Raw genomic sequence first — 15,870 nt, forward strand, 5'->3', positions numbered from 1 at the left:
TGGAAAACCAACGGGGCGCGCAGGGCGCTCAGTCCTTCTCCAGTTCCATGTCGATACCCAGCGAACGGATTTCCTTGACCAGAACGTTGAACGATTCCGGCATGCCGGCGTCGATGGCGTGTTCGCCCTTGACGATGTTTTCGTAGACCTTGGTGCGGCCGTTCACGTCGTCGGACTTCACGGTCAGCATTTCCTGCAGCACGTAAGCCGCGCCGTAGGCTTCCAGGGCCCACACTTCCATTTCACCGAAGCGCTGACCACCGAACTGCGCCTTGCCGCCCAGCGGCTGCTGGGTGACGAGCGAGTACGGGCCGGTCGAGCGGGCGTGCATCTTGTCGTCCACCAGGTGATGCAGCTTCAGGTAGTGCATGTAGCCGATGGTCGTCGGACGCTCGAAGGGCTCGCCGGTGCGGCCGTCGGACAGCCAGGCCTGGGTCCGCGTGGCGGTCAGGCCCTTCTTGGCGGCGACGTCTTCCGGGAAGGCCAGCTGCAGCATGTGGTGGATTTCGCTCTCTTCGGCGCCGTCGAAGACCGGGCTGGCGAAGGGCACGCCCTTGGTCAGTTCCTGGGCCATCTCCAGCACCTCGGCGTCGGACAGGTCGTCCAGGTGCTCCTGCTTGCCGCCCGACTTGTTGTAGAGCTTGTCCATGAACTGGCGGATCTCGGCCACGGCGGCTTCACGCTGCAGCATGTCGCCGATGCGTTCGCCCAGGCCCTTGCCGGCCCAGCCCAGATGGACTTCCAGCACCTGACCCACGTTCATCCGCGAGGGCACGCCCAGCGGGTTCAGCACCACGTCGGCGGGCGTGCCGTCGGCCATGTAGGGCATGTCCTCGACCGGCACGATCTTGGACACCACACCCTTGTTGCCGTGACGGCCGGCCATCTTGTCGCCAGGCTGCAGGCGGCGCTTGACGGCCAGGTAGACCTTGACCATCTTCAGCACGCCGGCCGGCAGCTCGTCGCCTTGGGTCAGCTTCTTGCGCTTCTCTTCGAAGGCCAGGTCGAAGCCATGGCGGGTCTGCTCCAGTGCGTTCTTGATCGACTCGAGCTGGTTGGCCAGGGCTTCTTCGGCCGGGCGCACGTCGAACCAGTGGTACTTGTCGATGCCCGACAGGTACTCCTCGGTGATGGCCGTGCCCTTGGCCAGCTTCTGCGGGCCACCGTTGGCCACGGCGCCGACCAGCAGCTTCTTGATCCGGTCGAAGGCGTCGGCCTCGACGATCCGCAGCTGGTCGTTCAGGTCCAGGCGGAAGCGCTTGAGCTCGTCGTCGATGATCTGCTGGGCGCGCTTGTCGCGCTGGATGCCTTCACGGGTGAAGACCTGCACGTCGATGACCGTGCCCTGGGTGCCCTGGTCCACGCGCAGCGAGGTGTCCTTCACGTCGGACGCCTTCTCGCCGAAGATCGCGCGCAGCAGCTTCTCTTCCGGGGTCAGGGTGGTTTCGCCCTTCGGGGTCACCTTGCCCACCAGCACGTCGCCGGGGTTCACTTCCGCGCCGATGTAGACGATGCCGGACTCGTCCAGGCGAGCCAGTTGCTGCTCGGACAGGTTCGGGATGTCGCGGGTGATTTCCTCGGAGCCCAGCTTGGTGTCGCGGGCCATGACCACCAGTTCCTCGATGTGGATCGAGGTGTAGCGGTCTTCGGCCACGACGCGTTCGGAGATCAGGATCGAGTCTTCGAAGTTGTAGCCGTTCCAGGGCATGAAGGCGATCAGCATGTTCTGACCCAGGGCGAGTTCGCCCAGGTCGGTCGATGCGCCGTCGGCCAGCACGTCACCGGCACCCACCTTGTCGCCACGCTTGACGATGGCGCGCTGGTGGATGTTGGTGTTCTGGTTGGAACGTTGATACTTGATCAGGTTGTAGATGTCCACGCCGACTTCACCGGCGACGGTCTCCGCGTCGTTGACGCGGATCACCACCCGGTTGGTGTCGACATAGTCCACCACGCCACCACGGCGGGCGGTCACCACGGTGCCCGAGTCGACCGCGGCCACGCGCTCGACGCCCGTGCCGACCATCGGCTTCTCGGGGCGCAGCACCGGCACGGCCTGACGCGACATGTTGGCGCCCATCAGCGCGCGGTTCGCATCGTCGTGCTCCAGGAAGGGCACCAGCGAGGCCGCCACCGAGACGATCTGCGCCGGGGCCACGTCCATGTACTGCACGCGCTCGGGCGACAGCAGCACGGATTCGCCGCGCTCGCGGGCCGACACCAGCTCATCGATCAGCTTGCCGTCTTCGTCCAGCGAGGCGTTCGCCTGGGCGATCACGTACTTGCCTTCCTCGATGGCCGACAGGTAGTCGATCTGGTCGGTCACCTTGCCGTCCACCACGCGACGGTACGGCGTCTCCAGGAAGCCGTACTCGTTCAGGCGGGCGTACAGGGCCAGCGAGTTGATCAGGCCGATGTTCGGGCCTTCCGGCGTCTCAATCGGGCACACGCGGCCGTAGTGGGTCGGGTGCACGTCACGGACTTCGAAGCCGGCGCGCTCGCGGGTCAGACCGCCCGGGCCCAGGGCCGAGACGCGACGCTTGTGCGTGATCTCGGACAGGGGGTTGGTCTGGTCCATGAACTGCGACAGCTGCGACGCACCGAAGAACTCCTTGAGGGCCGCGGAGATCGGCTTGGAGTTGATCAGGTCGTGCGGCATCAGGGCTTCGGTCTCGGCCTGGCCCAGACGCTCCTTGACGGCCTTCTCGATGCGGGCCAGGCCCGAGCGGTACTGGTTCTCGGCCAGTTCGCCCACGCAACGCACGCGGCGGTTGCCCAGGTGGTCGATGTCGTCCACCTCGCCACGGCCGTTGCGCAGCTCGACCAGGATCTTGACCACGTCGAGGATGTCCTCGTTGGACAGGGTCATCGCGCCTTCAGGCGTGTCGCGGCCCACGCGGGCGTTGAACTTCATCCGGCCCACGCGCGACAGGTCATAGGTGTCGGCGCTGTAGAACAGGCGGTTGAACAGGGCCTCGACAGCGTCTTCGGTCGGCGGCTCGCCGGGGCGCATCATGCGGTAGATGGCCACGCGGGCGGCCAGCTGATCCACCGTTTCGTCCAGCGACAGGGTCTGGCTGATGTAGCCGCCCTGGTCCAGCTCGTTGGTGAAGATGCACTGCAGGTCCTTGACGCCCGCCGCGCGCAGCTTCTTCAGCAGCGATTCGGTCAGCTCGTCATTGGCCTTGGCAATGATCTCGCCGGTGTCGGCGTCCACCATGTTGCGGGCCACCACGCGACCCACCAGGAAGTCCTCGGGCACCGAGACGAACTGGGTGCCGGTCTGCTCCAGCTGGCGCACGTGGCGGGCGGTGATGCGCTTGTCCTTCTCGACGATGACGTTGCCGTCCTTATCGGTGATGTCGAAGCGGGCCACCTCGCCCTTCAGACGCTCGGGCACGAACTCCATCTGCGCGCCCGAGTCCATCAGGCGGAAGGTGTCGTTCTTGAAGAAGTGCGCCAGGATCTGCTCGGGGTTCAGGCCGATGGCCTTGAGCAGAATGGTGACCGGCATCTTGCGACGGCGGTCGACACGGAAGTACAGCACGTCCTTCGGGTCGAACTCGAAGTCCAGCCAGGAACCGCGGTAGGGGATGATGCGGGCGCTGAACAGCAGCTTGCCCGAGCTGTGGGTCTTGCCCTTGTCGTGCTCGAAGAACACGCCGGGCGAGCGGTGCAGCTGGGAGACGATGACGCGTTCGGTGCCGTTGACGATGAACGAGCCGTAGTCGGTCATCAGGGGCACCTCGCCCATGTAGACCTCCTGCTCCTTGATCTCCTTGACCACCTTGGCGGGATGCGCCTCACGGTCGTAGATGATCATCTGCAGCTTGGCGCGCACGGCGGCCGCGAAGGTCAGACCCCGCTGCTGGCACTCGCGCACGTCGAAGGCGGGCTTGGCGATGTTGTATTCGATGAACTTCATCTCCACGAACCCGTTGTGCGACACGATCGGGAACGCGGACAGGAAGGCCGCCTGCAGGCCCTCGGGCTTGCGCAGGGCGGGAGGTACGTCCTTCTGCAGGAAGGCAACGTACGAGTCCTGCTGCATGGTCAGCAGGTAGGGGACGTTGAGAACGCTCTCACGCTTGCCGAAGCTCTTGCGGATACGCTTGCGCTCGGTGTAGGTGTAGGGGGTTGCTTGCGCCATTGAACACTCCGTAGCGACGAGGCGCGCCCGGCCGTGGCACGCTCCTCGCAAGGCGACTGGCTTTTGCAGGCACGCGTCCACCATGGAGGGCCTGAAAGCTTGGTGGCTGGCCACTACCAGCCGCTGGCGGACAACCCCGGCGTTGCACCGGAGTCCGACCAAACCTGTTCTTCTGCAGTCGGATCAGAGAACACTTGGAAAACCCCCGATTATCACTCGGGATTTTCCAACTGCTCTCGGAAGGGTTTCCGTGAGCTCGTCCATCAAGCGCAAAAGGCCGGGGGCCTTTCGGACCCCCAGCCTCTTGGCGACGGAGCGAATTACTTCAGCTCGGCCTTGGCGCCGGCTTCCACCAGCTTCTTCACGGCGGCTTCGGCGTCGGCCTTGGCGATGCCTTCCTTCACGACCTTCGGAGCGCCGTCGACCATGTCCTTGCCTTCCTTCAGGCCCAGACCGGTCAGTTCGCGCACGGCCTTGATCACGCCGACCTTGTTGGCGCCGGCTTCGGTCAGCACGACGTTGAACTCGGTCTTCTCTTCAGCGGCAGCAGCAGCGCCGCCAGCAGCGCCACCGGCGGCCGGAGCGGCCATGGAGGCGGCGGACACGCCGAACTTCTCTTCGATGGCCTTGACCAGGTCATTCAGTTCCATGACGGTCATGGAGTCCAGGGCGGTCAGGAAGGCGTCTTTGTCGAATGCCATTTGATGTACCTATTTCAGTGATTCAGTGAATGGGATGCAGGGCGTGCGTGCCGATCAGGCGGCAGCAGCTTCGGCGGGCGCTTCGGCGCCGCCACCCTTTTGTTGGGCCAGCGCGGCCAGCACGGCGGCGGTGCGCTGCACCGGCGACTTCAGCAGGCCGGCGATCTGCGACAGCAGGACTTCGCGGCTCGGCACCGAAGCCAGGGCCTTGACGCCATCGACGTCCAGGGCCTTGCCCGCGTATGCACCAGCCTTGATGACCAGCTTGTCGTTGCCCTTGGCAAAGTCAGCGATGACCTTGGCGGCAGCCACGGCATCTTCCGAGAAGCCGTAGATCAGCGGACCGGCCATGCTCTCCGAGGCCACCTCGAACGGGGTGCCGGCGACGGCGCGACGGGCCAGGGTGTTCTTCAGCACGTGAAGATACACACCCTTGGCACGCGCTTCGACGCGCAGCTTGTTCAGGGCTTCCACGGTGAGGCCACGGTACTCGGCCAGCGCCAGGGTCTGGGACTTGGCGGCTTGCGCTGCCACTTCCTCGATCACGGCCGCCTTTTCGTTGCGGTTGAGACTCAAGGTCTACTCCTCACATCAACGTGTCCTGGGGTGCGAACACCCTCGGACACACCTGGGTTGCAGCGACCTTGCCGTGGCGAAGAGGAGCACCATCACTGGAATCTCTGTAGCTCACGGCGGGGACGCCATCTGCGCTGGCCACGGGGTCGGACGGATCCGGCCTTGCGATTAAGGCGCCGCGAAGGGCGCCGCCAGCGGTCTTGGATGGCCTGAAGCCTCCGAAGAAGCCTCAGCCCACCAATTCATCGGGCTGGCGCGTCAAGACGGCCGCGCCAGCCGGTGTTCACGTCGGCCGATCAGGCCGCAGCGTTCAGCGCGATCGAGCCGATGTCCACGCGGGCGCCGACGCCCATCGTGGAGGACACGGCGACCTTGCGCAGGTAGACACCCTTGGACGAGGCCGGCTTGGCCTTGTTCAGGGCTTCCAGCAGCGCGGCCAGGTTGCCGACCAGCTTGTCGTCGTCGAAGGAGCGACGGCCGATGGTGCCGTGGATGATGCCGGCCTTGTCCACGCGGAACTGGACCTGACCCGCCTTGGCGTTCTTCACGGCCGTGGCGACGTCCGGGGTCACCGTGCCGACCTTGGGGTTCGGCATCAGGCCGCGCGGGCCCAGGATCTGACCCAGGGTACCGACGATGCGCATCGTGTCCGGGGAGGCGATCACCACGTCGAAGGGCATGTCGCCGGCCTTGACGCGCTCGGCCAGGTCTTCCATGCCGACCACGTCCGCACCGGCGGCCTTGGCTTCCTCAGCCTTGGCGCCTTGGGCGAACACGGCCACGCGCTTGGTCTTGCCGGTGCCGTTGGGCATCACGACCGCGCCACGCACGACCTGGTCCGACTTCTTGGCATCGATGCCCAGCTGCACGGCCACGTCGATCGATTCGTCGAACTTGGCGGTCGCGCAGCTCTTCACCAGCGCCAGAGCATCATTGATGGCGTACAGCTTCAGGCTGTCCACCTTGCCTTGCAGGGCCTTGGCCTTCTTGGTCAGCTTTGCCATGTCACACGCCCTCCACGATCACGCCCATCGAGCGGGCCGAGCCGGCGATGGTCTTCACCGCGGCGTCCAGGTCGGCAGCGGTCAGATCCTTCTGCTTCACCTTGGCGATTTCCTCGAGCTGGGCGCGCGAGATCTTGCCGACCTTGGTCAGGTGCGGCTTGTCCGAGCCCTTACCCAGGCCGATGGCCTTCTTGATCAGCACGGTCGCCGGGGGCGACTTCAGCACGAAAGTGAAGGACTTGTCCGCGAAGGCGGTGATCACCACGGGCAGCATCAGACCAGGTTCCATGCCCTGGGTCTGGGCGTTGAACGCCTTGCAGAACTCCATGATGTTCAGACCGCGCTGACCCAGCGCCGGGCCCACGGGGGGAGAGGGGTTGGCCTTGCCGGCCGGGATCTGCAGCTTGATGAAGCCGACGATCTTCTTTGCCATGAATGGCTCCTATCGAGTTCCAACGCTTCGGGGCTTGCGCCCGTCGGCTCCTCGCCATTTCGCCCGGAACGAAGAAAGCCGCAGGCGCCGGGACGATCCCGCCTGCGGCCGAAAAATCAGACCTTCTCGACCTGCGAGAAATCCAGCTCGACCGGGGTGGCCCGGCCGAAGATGGTGACCGACACGCGGACCTTGGACTTCTCGTAATTGACTTCTTCGACCGCGCCGTTGAAGTCGGTGAACGGGCCTTCCTTGACCCGCACCAGCTCGCCAACCTCCCACTCGACCTTGGGCCGGGGCTTCTCGATGCCTTCCTGCATCTGGTTGACGATCTTCATGACCTCGGCTTCCGAGATCGGGGAAGGACGGTTCTTGGCACCACCAACGAAGCCGGTGACCTTGCCGGTGTTCTTCACCAGATGCCAGGTCTCGTCGTCCATCAGCATCTCGACCAGCACATAGCCGGGGAAGAAGCGACGCTCGGTGACCGACTTCTTGCCGTTCTTCAGCTCGACCACTTCCTCGGTCGGCACCAGGATGCGGCCGAACTTGGCCTGCATGCCGGCGCGGTCGATGCGTTCACGCAGGTTGCGCTCGACCGCCTTTTCCATGCCGGAATAGGCATGCACCACGTACCAACGCAGCGGGCTCGGGGCGGCGGCGGGGGTGACGTCGGTGGGGGTGGTTTCGCTCATGCTCGGAATCCTTTGTGTGCGATGCGTCGGCCGCTCAGTGCTTCCAGCCCAGGATCAGGTCGTACAGCACCCACTCCAGCGACTTGTCGGTCAGCCAGAGGAAGATGGCCATCAGCAGGACGAAGGCGAACACATAAGCGGTCATCTGGGTGGCCTCCCTGCGGGTCGGCCAGACCACCTTCTTCACCTCGCGCACCGAATCGCGGCCGTAGGCGATGATCTGCTTGCCCGCGTCGGAGACGAAGAACACGCCCACCGCGACAGCCAGACCGGCCAGCAGCACCAGCACACGCAGCCACATGTCCTGCTGACCCAGCAGGTAGAAAGCCGCGATCGAGCCGATCACCAGCACCGCCACCGCAGCCAGCTTGGCTTTCTCGGCACCGGTGGAGACCGTTTCGACTTGGGGAGTGGTGGACATTGCTTTCACTTGCGAATCCGGGATGCGGGCGCATCCTGCTTCCGTCGACCAGGCGGACCTAACAGCAGCAAAGCCCGCCGGAGCGAAGCACCTGCGGGCTGAAAACAAGGCTGCCAGGAACCTGCGGACCCTGGCCGGGTTTCGAACCGGACGTCGATTCTGGTCAGTGAATCACGGCCGGTTGGCAGGGGCAGAGGGAATCGAACCCCCAACCTTCGGTTTTGGAGACCGACGCTCTGCCAATTGAGCTATACCCCTGCAGCCTTTCCTGTTCGAGTCTTACTCGATGATCTTGGCAACGACGCCGGCGCCGACGGTGCGACCGCCTTCACGGATGGCGAAGCGCAGGCCTTCTTCCATGGCGATCGGGGCGATCAGCTTGACGGTGATCGACACGTTGTCGCCCGGCATCACCATTTCCTTGTCCTTCGGCAGTTCCACCGCACCGGTCACGTCCGTGGTACGGAAGTAGAACTGGGGACGGTAGTTGTTGAAGAACGGGGTGTGGCGGCCGCCTTCGTCCTTGCTCAGCACGTACACCTCGGCGGTGAAGTGCGTGTGCGGGGTGATCGAGCCGGGCTTGGCCAGCACTTGGCCGCGCTCGACGTCTTCACGCTTGGTGCCGCGCAGCAGGATGCCGACGTTGTCGCCCGCTTGACCTTGGTCCAGCAGCTTGCGGAACATTTCCACGCCGGTGCAGGTGGTCTTCTGGGTGGCCTTGATACCGACGATTTCGATTTCTTCGCCAACCTTGATCACGCCGCGCTCGACACGACCGGTCACCACGGTGCCGCGACCCGAGATCGAGAACACGTCTTCCACCGGCATCAGGAAGGCACCGTCCACGGCGCGCTCGGGCGTCGGGATGTAGGTGTCCAGCGCGTCAGCCAGCTTCATGATGGCCTGTTCGCCCAACTCGCCCTTGTCGCCTTCGAGCGCCAGCTTGGCCGAGCCCTTCACGATCGGGGTGTCGTCGCCCGGGAAGTCGTACTTGCTCAGCAGCTCGCGCACTTCCATTTCCACCAGTTCCAACAGCTCGGCGTCATCGACCATGTCGCACTTGTTCAGGAACACGATGATGTAGGGCACGCCCACCTGACGGGCCAGCAGGATGTGCTCGCGGGTCTGGGGCATCGGGCCGTCAGCGGCCGAGCACACCAGGATCGCGCCGTCCATCTGCGCCGCGCCGGTGATCATGTTCTTCACATAGTCGGCGTGACCCGGGCAGTCCACGTGGGCGTAGTGGCGGTTGGCGGTCTCGTACTCGACGTGTGCGGTGTTGATCGTGATGCCGCGGGCCTTCTCTTCGGGCGCAGCGTCGATCTGGTCGTAGGCCTTGGCCTCGCCGCCGAACTTGCTCGACAGGATGGTCGTGATCGCCGCCGTCAGCGTCGTCTTGCCATGGTCCACGTGACCAATCGTGCCCACGTTCACGTGCGGCTTGGTCCGTTCAAACTTGCCTTTTGCCATCTTGCGCTCCTGCGGCGTTCGAGATCAATAAAAAGACAGGGAATGGGTGGTGCCCATGGCGCGGATCGAACGCGCGACCTCTCCCTTACCAAGGGAGTGCTCTACCACTGAGCCACATGGGCATCGACACAGGACTGGAAGCTGACACTTCCGAACTCCCAGACCTGTGTCGACAGATCTTCTACACACACCCACAACCGAACCGATGGCCCCAGAGCCTGGAGCGGGAAACGGGAATCGAACCCGTGTCATTAGCTTGGAAGGCTAAGGTTCTACCATTGAACTACTCCCGCCGGGATTCGTTCTTCGGTTGTCTCTGCGCTTTGGTGGAGGAGGCTGGATTCGAACCAGCGTAGGCGTAAGCCAACAGATTTACAGTCTGCCCCCTTTAGCCACTCGGGCACCCCTCCGTAGCAGCAGAGCCACGCACTATAGCACAGCATTTTTGGAGTTGGCTACTGTCCGCGCACGATCTTTTCTGAAATTCAACCCGGCGCCGTCTCCAGGCGCCAGTCCAGGCCCGGCACGGCCTGGGCCACCGCGGAGAAATGGCCGCAGCCGATGAAGGGCACCGGTGGACGGCGGGCGGACAGCGGTGAAGGGTGGTTGGCCTGCAGCAGCAGGTGCCGCCCCGGGCCCCGGGCCTCGATCAAGGCGGCCTTGGCCTGGGCATGGGCGCCCCACAGCAGGAAGGCGATGCGCCGCGGCTGGGCGGCCACGGCGCCGATCAAGGCATCGGTCAAGGCCTCCCAGCCGCGGCGGGCATGGGACGCGGGCTGGCCGTCCTCGACCGTGAGCACGGTGTTGAGCAGCAGCACGCCCTGCCCGGCCCAGGCCGCCAGGTGGCCGTGCGACGGCATGGGCACGCCCAGATCCCGCTGCTGCTCGACGAAAATGTTGCGCAGGCTGGGCGGCGGCTTCACGCCCGGAGGCACCGAGAAGGCCAGCCCCTCGGCTTGGCCCGGGCCGTGGTACGGGTCCTGCCCCAGGATCACCACCCGCACCGCCGCCAGCGGCGTGAGCGCCAGCGCCCGCAACGGCCAGGCCGGGTAGACGGTGGCACCGGCGGCCTGACGGGCGGCCAGATGCACCAGCAGACCCTGGCCCGCAGGGCTGTCACGCCAGGCCTGCACCAACGGCTGCCAGTCGGGTGCCGTGGCCGCCAGCCAGGCATCGGCCGGTGCCGTCAGCCGATTGTCGGCCGACGCCGCCGGAGCGGCGACCACGTCGTCGGCAGGCCAGAAGCCCGTCTGGGCAGCGGGCTGTGTCTTGCGAGGACGGACCATGGCCTCAGCCGAACAGGGCCTGCAGGGCCACGCCGGGGTCCGGCGCGCGCATGAAGGCCTCGCCGACCAGGAAGGCGTGGACATCGGCCGCGCGCATGCGCTGCACGTCAGCCGGCGCCAGGATGCCCGATTCGGTCACCAGCAGGCGGTCGGCCGGCACCTGCGGCAGCAGGGCCAGGGTGTGGTCCAGAGAGACCTCGAAGGTCCGCAGATTGCGGTTGTTGATGCCCAGCAGCGGCGTCTTCAGGCGCAGGGCGCGCTCCAACTCCTCGCCGTCGTGCACCTCCACCAGCACATCCATGCCCAGGCCCATCGCCGTGGCTTCCAGGTCGGCCATCTGGGCATCGTCCAGGCAGGCCGCGATCAGCAGGATGCAATCGGCGCCGATGGCCCGGGCCTCGACCACCTGGTACTCGTCGACCATGAAGTCCTTGCGCAGCACCGGCAGCGCACAGGCCGCCCGCGCCTGCTGCAGGTAGGCCACGGCCCCCTGGAAGAAGCGCTCGTCGGTCAGCACGCTCAGGCAGGCGGCGCCGTGGGCGGCATAGCTGGCCGCGATGGCCGCAGGATCGAAGGGGTCGCGCAGCACGCCCTTGCTGGGGCTGGCCTTCTTGACCTCGGCGATCACCGCCGCCTGGCCGGCGGCGACCTTGGCGCGCAGCGCGGCGGCAAAGCCGCGGGTGTCGCGCCGGGCCTCGGCCTCGCGGCGCAGGTCCGCCAGCGGGCGGGCCAGGCGGGCCGCCGCCACCTCCTCGTGTTTGACGGCGACGATGCGCTGCAGGATGTCCGGGGTCCCGCTCATGCTGCGTCCTTCAGCTGGTGGCTGACCGCCACGAACTGGCTGAGCTTGGCCATGGCCGCGCCCGAGGCCACCGCCTCGCGGGCGCGCTTGACGCCGTCGGCAATGCTCTCGGCCACCCCGGCGCAGTAGAGCGCCGCACCGGCGTTGAGCAGCACGATGTCGCGCACCGGGCCGTCTTCGTTGGCCAGGGCGCGCTGGATGCACTGCACCGACTCGTCGCGGTTGGCCACCTTCAGCACCCGGCTGTCGTAGACCGGCAGGCCGAAGTCGCTCGGGTGGACGCGGTATTCGCGGATCTCGCCGTCCTTGAGCTCGCCCACCAGGGTCTCGCCCGAGAGCGAGATTTCGTCCATGCCGTTCATGCCGTAGACCACCAGGGCGTGCTCCGCCCCCAGGCGCTGCAGCACCCGCACCAGGATGCCCACCAGGTCCGGGTGGAAGACGCCCAGCAGGGTGTTGGGCGCGCCAGCCGGGTTGGTCAGCGGGCCCAGGATGTTGAAGATGGTGCGCACGCCCAGTTCCTTGCGCACCGGCGCGGCATGCTTCATCGAAGCATGGTGGTTGGGCGCGTACATGAAGGCGATGCCGCATTCCTCCAGGCAGCGGGCGATCTGCGGCGGGCTCAGCATCAGGTTGCCGCCCAGGGCCTCGATCACATCGGCGCTGCCGCTGGTGGAAGACACGCTGCGCCCGCCATGCTTGGCCACGCGGGCACCGGCCGCCGCCGCGACGAAGGTGGAGGCGGTGGAGATGTTGAAGGTGTGGGCGCCGTCCCCGCCGGTGCCGACGATGTCCAGCAGTTGGCGGCGGTCGGTCACCGGCACCGGGGTGGCGAACTCGCGCATCACCTGGGCGGCGGCGGCGATCTCACCCACCGTCTCCTTCTTGACCCGCAGGCCGATGGCCAGCGCGGCGATCATCACCGGCGACATCTCGCCGTTCATGATCCGCCGCATCAGGGTCAGCATCTCGTCGTGGAAGATCTCGCGGTGCTCGATGACGCGGGTCAGCGCGTCGGTGTTGCTGATGCTCATGGTGTCGGAAATGGCAGGAAGTCAGTAAGGGGCGGCTGCAGTGGCGGCGCGGGCATGGGCACCCACCGGCAGCGCGAAGAACTCGCGCACCGCCGCCAGCGTGCGGTCGATGCCGGCCGCGTCCACGTCCAGGTGGGTGACGAAGCGCAGGCCGATCAGGCCGGTGGCGAGGATGCCGCGCGCGGCCAGGTGCTCCAGCAGCACGGCCCCGCGGCCCTCGGCCACATCCACGAAGACGATGTTGGTCGATGCGCTGCGCACGCTCAGCCCATTGATGCCCGCCAGCCCTTGCGCCAGGCGCTGGGCCAGGGCGTGGTCATCGGCCAGGCGGGCCACATGGTGGTCCAGGGCGTGCAGGCCGGCCGCGGCCAGCAACCCCACCTGGCGCATGCCGCCGCCCAGCACCTTGCGCCAGCGGTGGGCCCGCTCGATCAGCGCCTTGGAGCCGCACAGCACCGAGCCCACCGGGGCGCCCAGGCCCTTGCTCAGGCAGACCGAGACCGAATCGAACTCGGCCACGATGCGCCGGGCTGCGGCATACGGATCCCCGCCCGCCGCGGTGGCCACCGCGGCATTGAACAGGCGCGCCCCGTCCAGGTGGGTGGCCAGGCCGTGCTGGCGGGCCAGCGCCGTGGCAGCGTCCAGGTAGTCCAGCATCAGCGGCTGGCCGTTCCAGGTGTTCTCCAGGCACAGCAGCTTGGTGCGGGCGAAATGCGGGTCGATGGGCTTGATGGCCCCGGCGATGTCGGCCAGCGCCAGCGTGCCATCGGCCTGCTGCGGCAGGGGCTGCGGCTGGATGCTGCCCAGGATGGCCGCGCCACCGCCCTCGTAGCGGTAGCAATGGGCCATCTGACCGGCCAGGTACTCGTCGCCGCGCTCGCAGTGGCTGATCAGGGCCAGCAGATTGCTCTGGGTGCCGCTGGAGACGAACAGCGCCGCCTCCTTGCCCAGCAGCGCGGCCAGGCGGTCCTGCAGGCGGTGAACGGTGGGGTCGTCGCCGAAGACGTCGTCACCCAGTTCGGCGGCCATCATGGCCTCGCGCATGGCGGCGGTGGGCCGGGTGACGGTGTCGCTGCGCAGGTCAACGACGGACATCGGGGTGTGCGGCTGGCTCATGCGGCCTCCTTCACGCGGCCCATGGCCAGGAAGTTGCGCAGCATGGCGTGGCCGTGCTCGGACAGGATGGATTCGGGGTGGAACTGCACGCCTTCCATCGGCGCATCGGTGGCGGCCAGCTCGGTGTGGCGCACGCCCATGATCTCGCCGTCCTCGGAGGTGGCGGTGATCTCCAACTCGGCCGGCAGGCTGGCTCGCTCGATCACCAGCGAGTGATAGCGGATGACCGTGAACTTCTCCGGCAGTTCGGCATAGACGCCGCGGCGGTCGGTGGTGATGACGCTGGTCTTGCCGTGCATCTGGGTGGCGGCGCGCACGATGCGCCCGCCCATGGCCGCCCCGATGCTCTGGTGGCCCAGGCACACGCCCAGGATGGGCAGCTTGCCGACGAAGTGCCGGATGGCCGGCACGCAGATGCCGGCCTCGGCCGGCGAGCAGGGGCCGGGTGAGAGCACCAGGCGGTCCGGCCGCAGGCCGGCGATGCCTTCCAGGGTGATCTCGTCGTTGCGGACCACCTTCACCTCCTCGCCCAGCTCCGAGAAGTACTGGACCAGGTTGAAGGTGAAGGAATCGTAGTTGTCGATCATCAACAGCATGAGGAACCTCGCGCAGGAGATGGGCACGGACCGCACGCACGCGGCCGGACACCAGGAACCGGATGGGGAAAGGGGGTGGCCAGGCGCCTCCGGGGTGGGAGGCCGGCGTCGGGCGGCACGGTCAGCACCTGCCCGCGGGATGGCCGATCAGCAGTGGTGCGGGCGACGCCATCGCCCGCAGGGACCGGCCACGGTGCGGCCCGTGTCGCGACGCCACGACGACGCGACGGCAAGGGTCGCGGAGGTCGGGCGGAGAGCGGAGTTCTCGGACATGGGCAGCAGGAAATGTTTGCCACCCATTATCCACATCCTGGCGCCCCTGCGCCGCGCGGCGAACAATGGACTGCGGCGTGGCATCCGTCACGGATGGCGCCCGCCCCGGCAGGGTCGGGCTTCATGACGCTCCCGCGGGCGCCGATAGCCGGCATGAGACACCACTCTGGAGATGCCCATGCCCCGCCCCGCCCGCACCCTGGCCCTGCCCCGTCCCCGCGTGCTGCTGGCCGCCACGCTGCTGCCGCTGCTGGGCCAGTGGCTGGCCCGCCCGGCCCATGCGCTGGAAGCCCTGGGCGATGCCGCACTGTCCGAGGTGGAGGCCGCCGGCTGGTCCGGGCTGCCCCTGTCGGCGGGCGATCTGTCCACCGCCGCGCTGGTCGCCAGCCCGGTGGCCACCTCCCGCGACGGCCAGCAGCTGGCCGACCGCCAGGCCGCGGCGCTGCAACAGTTCAGCGCCGGCATGGCCCTGCAGACCCAGCTGGCCAATGCCCAGCGGGTGACGGCCCTGCCCGTGCTGGCCTATGTGATGCCGGCGGTGATCCCGGTGGTCGGCCTGCCGCTGGCCTTCTTCGTGCCGCCCGCCCGCCCCCACTGAGTCCGCGCCGGGCCGCGCTGAGCGGGCGCAGTGCGCCATGGCATCGCCGCGCAGGCGGCCTCAGCGCGTCATCGCCGCGGCCCGCAGCTTGCCAGCCACCTCCTGCTTCATCTTGTCGAGCTGGGGCTGGATGGCCGGGCCGGCGCGGCGCGCCACCTCGGCGCCCACCGCCCCTTCGATGTCCGGCGCGGCCTTCTCGAACTTCTGCCGCACCGGCGATTCGAGCAAGGCGATCAGGGCCTGGAGTTCCTCTTCGCTGAACTGGTTGGCCAGCATCGGCACGGCCGTGGAGCGCACGGCCTGCTTGCCGGCCGCCGCGGCCAGCGGGGTGGCCGCATCCACATAGGCCTGGGCATCCTCGGTGATGCCCTTCATCGTCGATTCCAGCTTCTCGGCGCTGACCCGCCCTTGCAGGGCGATGCGGCTGTGCTGAACCGCATCGGCCGCCGGGCGGTTGACCATCATCTGGGCCACCTGCTCCGGGTGCCACAGGGTCAGCAGCTTGTCGATCAGGGCCTGCTTGGCCGGCGAGATGACCGCCGACGCGGCGACCGCCGGGGCAGGCGCCGAAGCCGCGGCCGGTGCCGCCCAGGCGGCGGGCCCTGCGAGCAACGACAGGCCGGCTAGGGCCAGCCCGCGGCCCATGCGTCGAGAGGAAGCCAGGGAAGAGGAGAACTGCGTCAGGAACATGGGAGCACTGCAGAAAATGAGGGCC

Annotated in this window: 15 protein-coding genes and 4 tRNA genes; 1 reads left to right on the plus strand and 18 read right to left on the minus strand. The window is 67.2% G+C overall.

The features are described 5' to 3' along the window. Positions 1 to 28: 28 nt before the first annotated feature. From rpoB to LRM40_RS15600, 17 genes are all read right to left on the minus strand, one after another. Entirely contained in the window at positions 29 to 4,150 is a 4,122-nt protein-coding gene (gene rpoB / locus LRM40_RS15520) for a DNA-directed RNA polymerase subunit beta (RefSeq protein WP_151123654.1), read from the minus strand. 320 nt (positions 4,151 to 4,470) lie between these two features. Further along, a complete protein-coding gene (gene rplL / locus LRM40_RS15525; RefSeq protein ID WP_231067581.1) occupies positions 4,471 to 4,851 on the minus strand; it encodes a 50S ribosomal protein L7/L12 in 381 nt (126 codons plus the stop codon). A 54-nt stretch (positions 4,852 to 4,905) separates the two neighbouring features. Further along, the gene (gene rplJ, locus LRM40_RS15530; protein ID WP_022979305.1) at positions 4,906 to 5,427 is read right to left on the minus strand and encodes a 50S ribosomal protein L10; all 522 of its coding nucleotides are present in this window, start codon (positions 5,425 to 5,427) and stop codon (positions 4,906 to 4,908) included. A gap of 296 nt (positions 5,428 to 5,723) precedes the next feature. After that, entirely contained in the window at positions 5,724 to 6,431 is a 708-nt protein-coding gene (rplA, locus tag LRM40_RS15535) for a 50S ribosomal protein L1 (protein WP_151123656.1), read from the minus strand. Between the two features lies 1 nt (position 6,432). After that, entirely contained in the window at positions 6,433 to 6,864 is a 432-nt protein-coding gene (gene rplK / locus LRM40_RS15540) for a 50S ribosomal protein L11 (RefSeq protein ID WP_022979303.1), read from the minus strand. Positions 6,865 to 6,980: 116 nt separating this feature from the next. Beyond that, entirely contained in the window at positions 6,981 to 7,559 is a 579-nt protein-coding gene (gene nusG, locus LRM40_RS15545; RefSeq protein ID WP_022979302.1) for a transcription termination/antitermination protein NusG, read from the minus strand. Between the two features lie 34 nt (positions 7,560 to 7,593). Beyond that, positions 7,594 to 7,980, minus strand: a complete 387-nt coding sequence (gene secE, locus LRM40_RS15550) for a preprotein translocase subunit SecE (protein WP_151123657.1) — start codon at positions 7,978 to 7,980, stop codon at positions 7,594 to 7,596. A 182-nt stretch (positions 7,981 to 8,162) separates the two neighbouring features. Beyond that, a tRNA-Trp gene (locus tag LRM40_RS15555) sits at positions 8,163 to 8,238 on the minus strand. Between the two features lie 21 nt (positions 8,239 to 8,259). Further along, positions 8,260 to 9,450, minus strand: a complete 1,191-nt coding sequence (tuf, locus tag LRM40_RS15560) for an elongation factor Tu (protein ID WP_151123650.1) — start codon at positions 9,448 to 9,450, stop codon at positions 8,260 to 8,262. A 47-nt stretch (positions 9,451 to 9,497) separates the two neighbouring features. Continuing rightward, positions 9,498 to 9,572: transfer RNA gene (locus LRM40_RS15565), tRNA-Thr, on the minus strand. A gap of 97 nt (positions 9,573 to 9,669) precedes the next feature. Next, positions 9,670 to 9,743: transfer RNA gene (locus LRM40_RS15570), tRNA-Gly, on the minus strand. 31 nt (positions 9,744 to 9,774) lie between these two features. Continuing rightward, a tRNA-Tyr gene (locus LRM40_RS15575) sits at positions 9,775 to 9,860 on the minus strand. A gap of 75 nt (positions 9,861 to 9,935) precedes the next feature. Continuing rightward, the gene (locus LRM40_RS15580; protein ID WP_151125699.1) at positions 9,936 to 10,736 is read right to left on the minus strand and encodes a uracil-DNA glycosylase; all 801 of its coding nucleotides are present in this window, start codon (positions 10,734 to 10,736) and stop codon (positions 9,936 to 9,938) included. A gap of 4 nt (positions 10,737 to 10,740) precedes the next feature. Beyond that, entirely contained in the window at positions 10,741 to 11,538 is a 798-nt protein-coding gene (trpC, locus tag LRM40_RS15585; RefSeq protein WP_151125700.1) for an indole-3-glycerol phosphate synthase TrpC, read from the minus strand. Next, entirely contained in the window at positions 11,535 to 12,572 is a 1,038-nt protein-coding gene (gene trpD / locus LRM40_RS15590) for an anthranilate phosphoribosyltransferase (protein ID WP_151125701.1), read from the minus strand. The genes trpC and trpD overlap by 4 nt, the downstream gene beginning before the upstream one ends. Before the next feature lie 21 nt (positions 12,573 to 12,593). Beyond that, positions 12,594 to 13,688, minus strand: a complete 1,095-nt coding sequence (ltaE, locus tag LRM40_RS15595) for a low-specificity L-threonine aldolase (protein WP_231067582.1) — start codon at positions 13,686 to 13,688, stop codon at positions 12,594 to 12,596. Continuing rightward, positions 13,685 to 14,284, minus strand: a complete 600-nt coding sequence (locus LRM40_RS15600; RefSeq protein WP_151125702.1) for an aminodeoxychorismate/anthranilate synthase component II — start codon at positions 14,282 to 14,284, stop codon at positions 13,685 to 13,687. Before LRM40_RS15600 ends, ltaE begins: the two co-directional genes overlap by 4 nt. Before the next feature lie 451 nt (positions 14,285 to 14,735). On the opposite strand from LRM40_RS15600, the gene LRM40_RS15605 reads away from it, so the two are divergent. Then, positions 14,736 to 15,155, plus strand: a complete 420-nt coding sequence (locus LRM40_RS15605; protein WP_151125703.1) for a hypothetical protein — start codon at positions 14,736 to 14,738, stop codon at positions 15,153 to 15,155. Positions 15,156 to 15,215: 60 nt separating this feature from the next. Here the strand turns inward: LRM40_RS15605 and LRM40_RS15610 are convergent, their stop codons facing one another. Continuing rightward, a complete protein-coding gene (locus LRM40_RS15610) occupies positions 15,216 to 15,845 on the minus strand; it encodes a DUF2059 domain-containing protein (RefSeq protein WP_151125704.1) in 630 nt (209 codons plus the stop codon). Positions 15,846 to 15,870: the final 25 nt, after the last annotated feature.

Origin of the sequence: Ideonella dechloratans, from assembly GCF_021049305.1 — a bacterium.
Taxonomy (GTDB): domain Bacteria; phylum Pseudomonadota; class Gammaproteobacteria; order Burkholderiales; family Burkholderiaceae_C; genus Ideonella; species Ideonella dechloratans.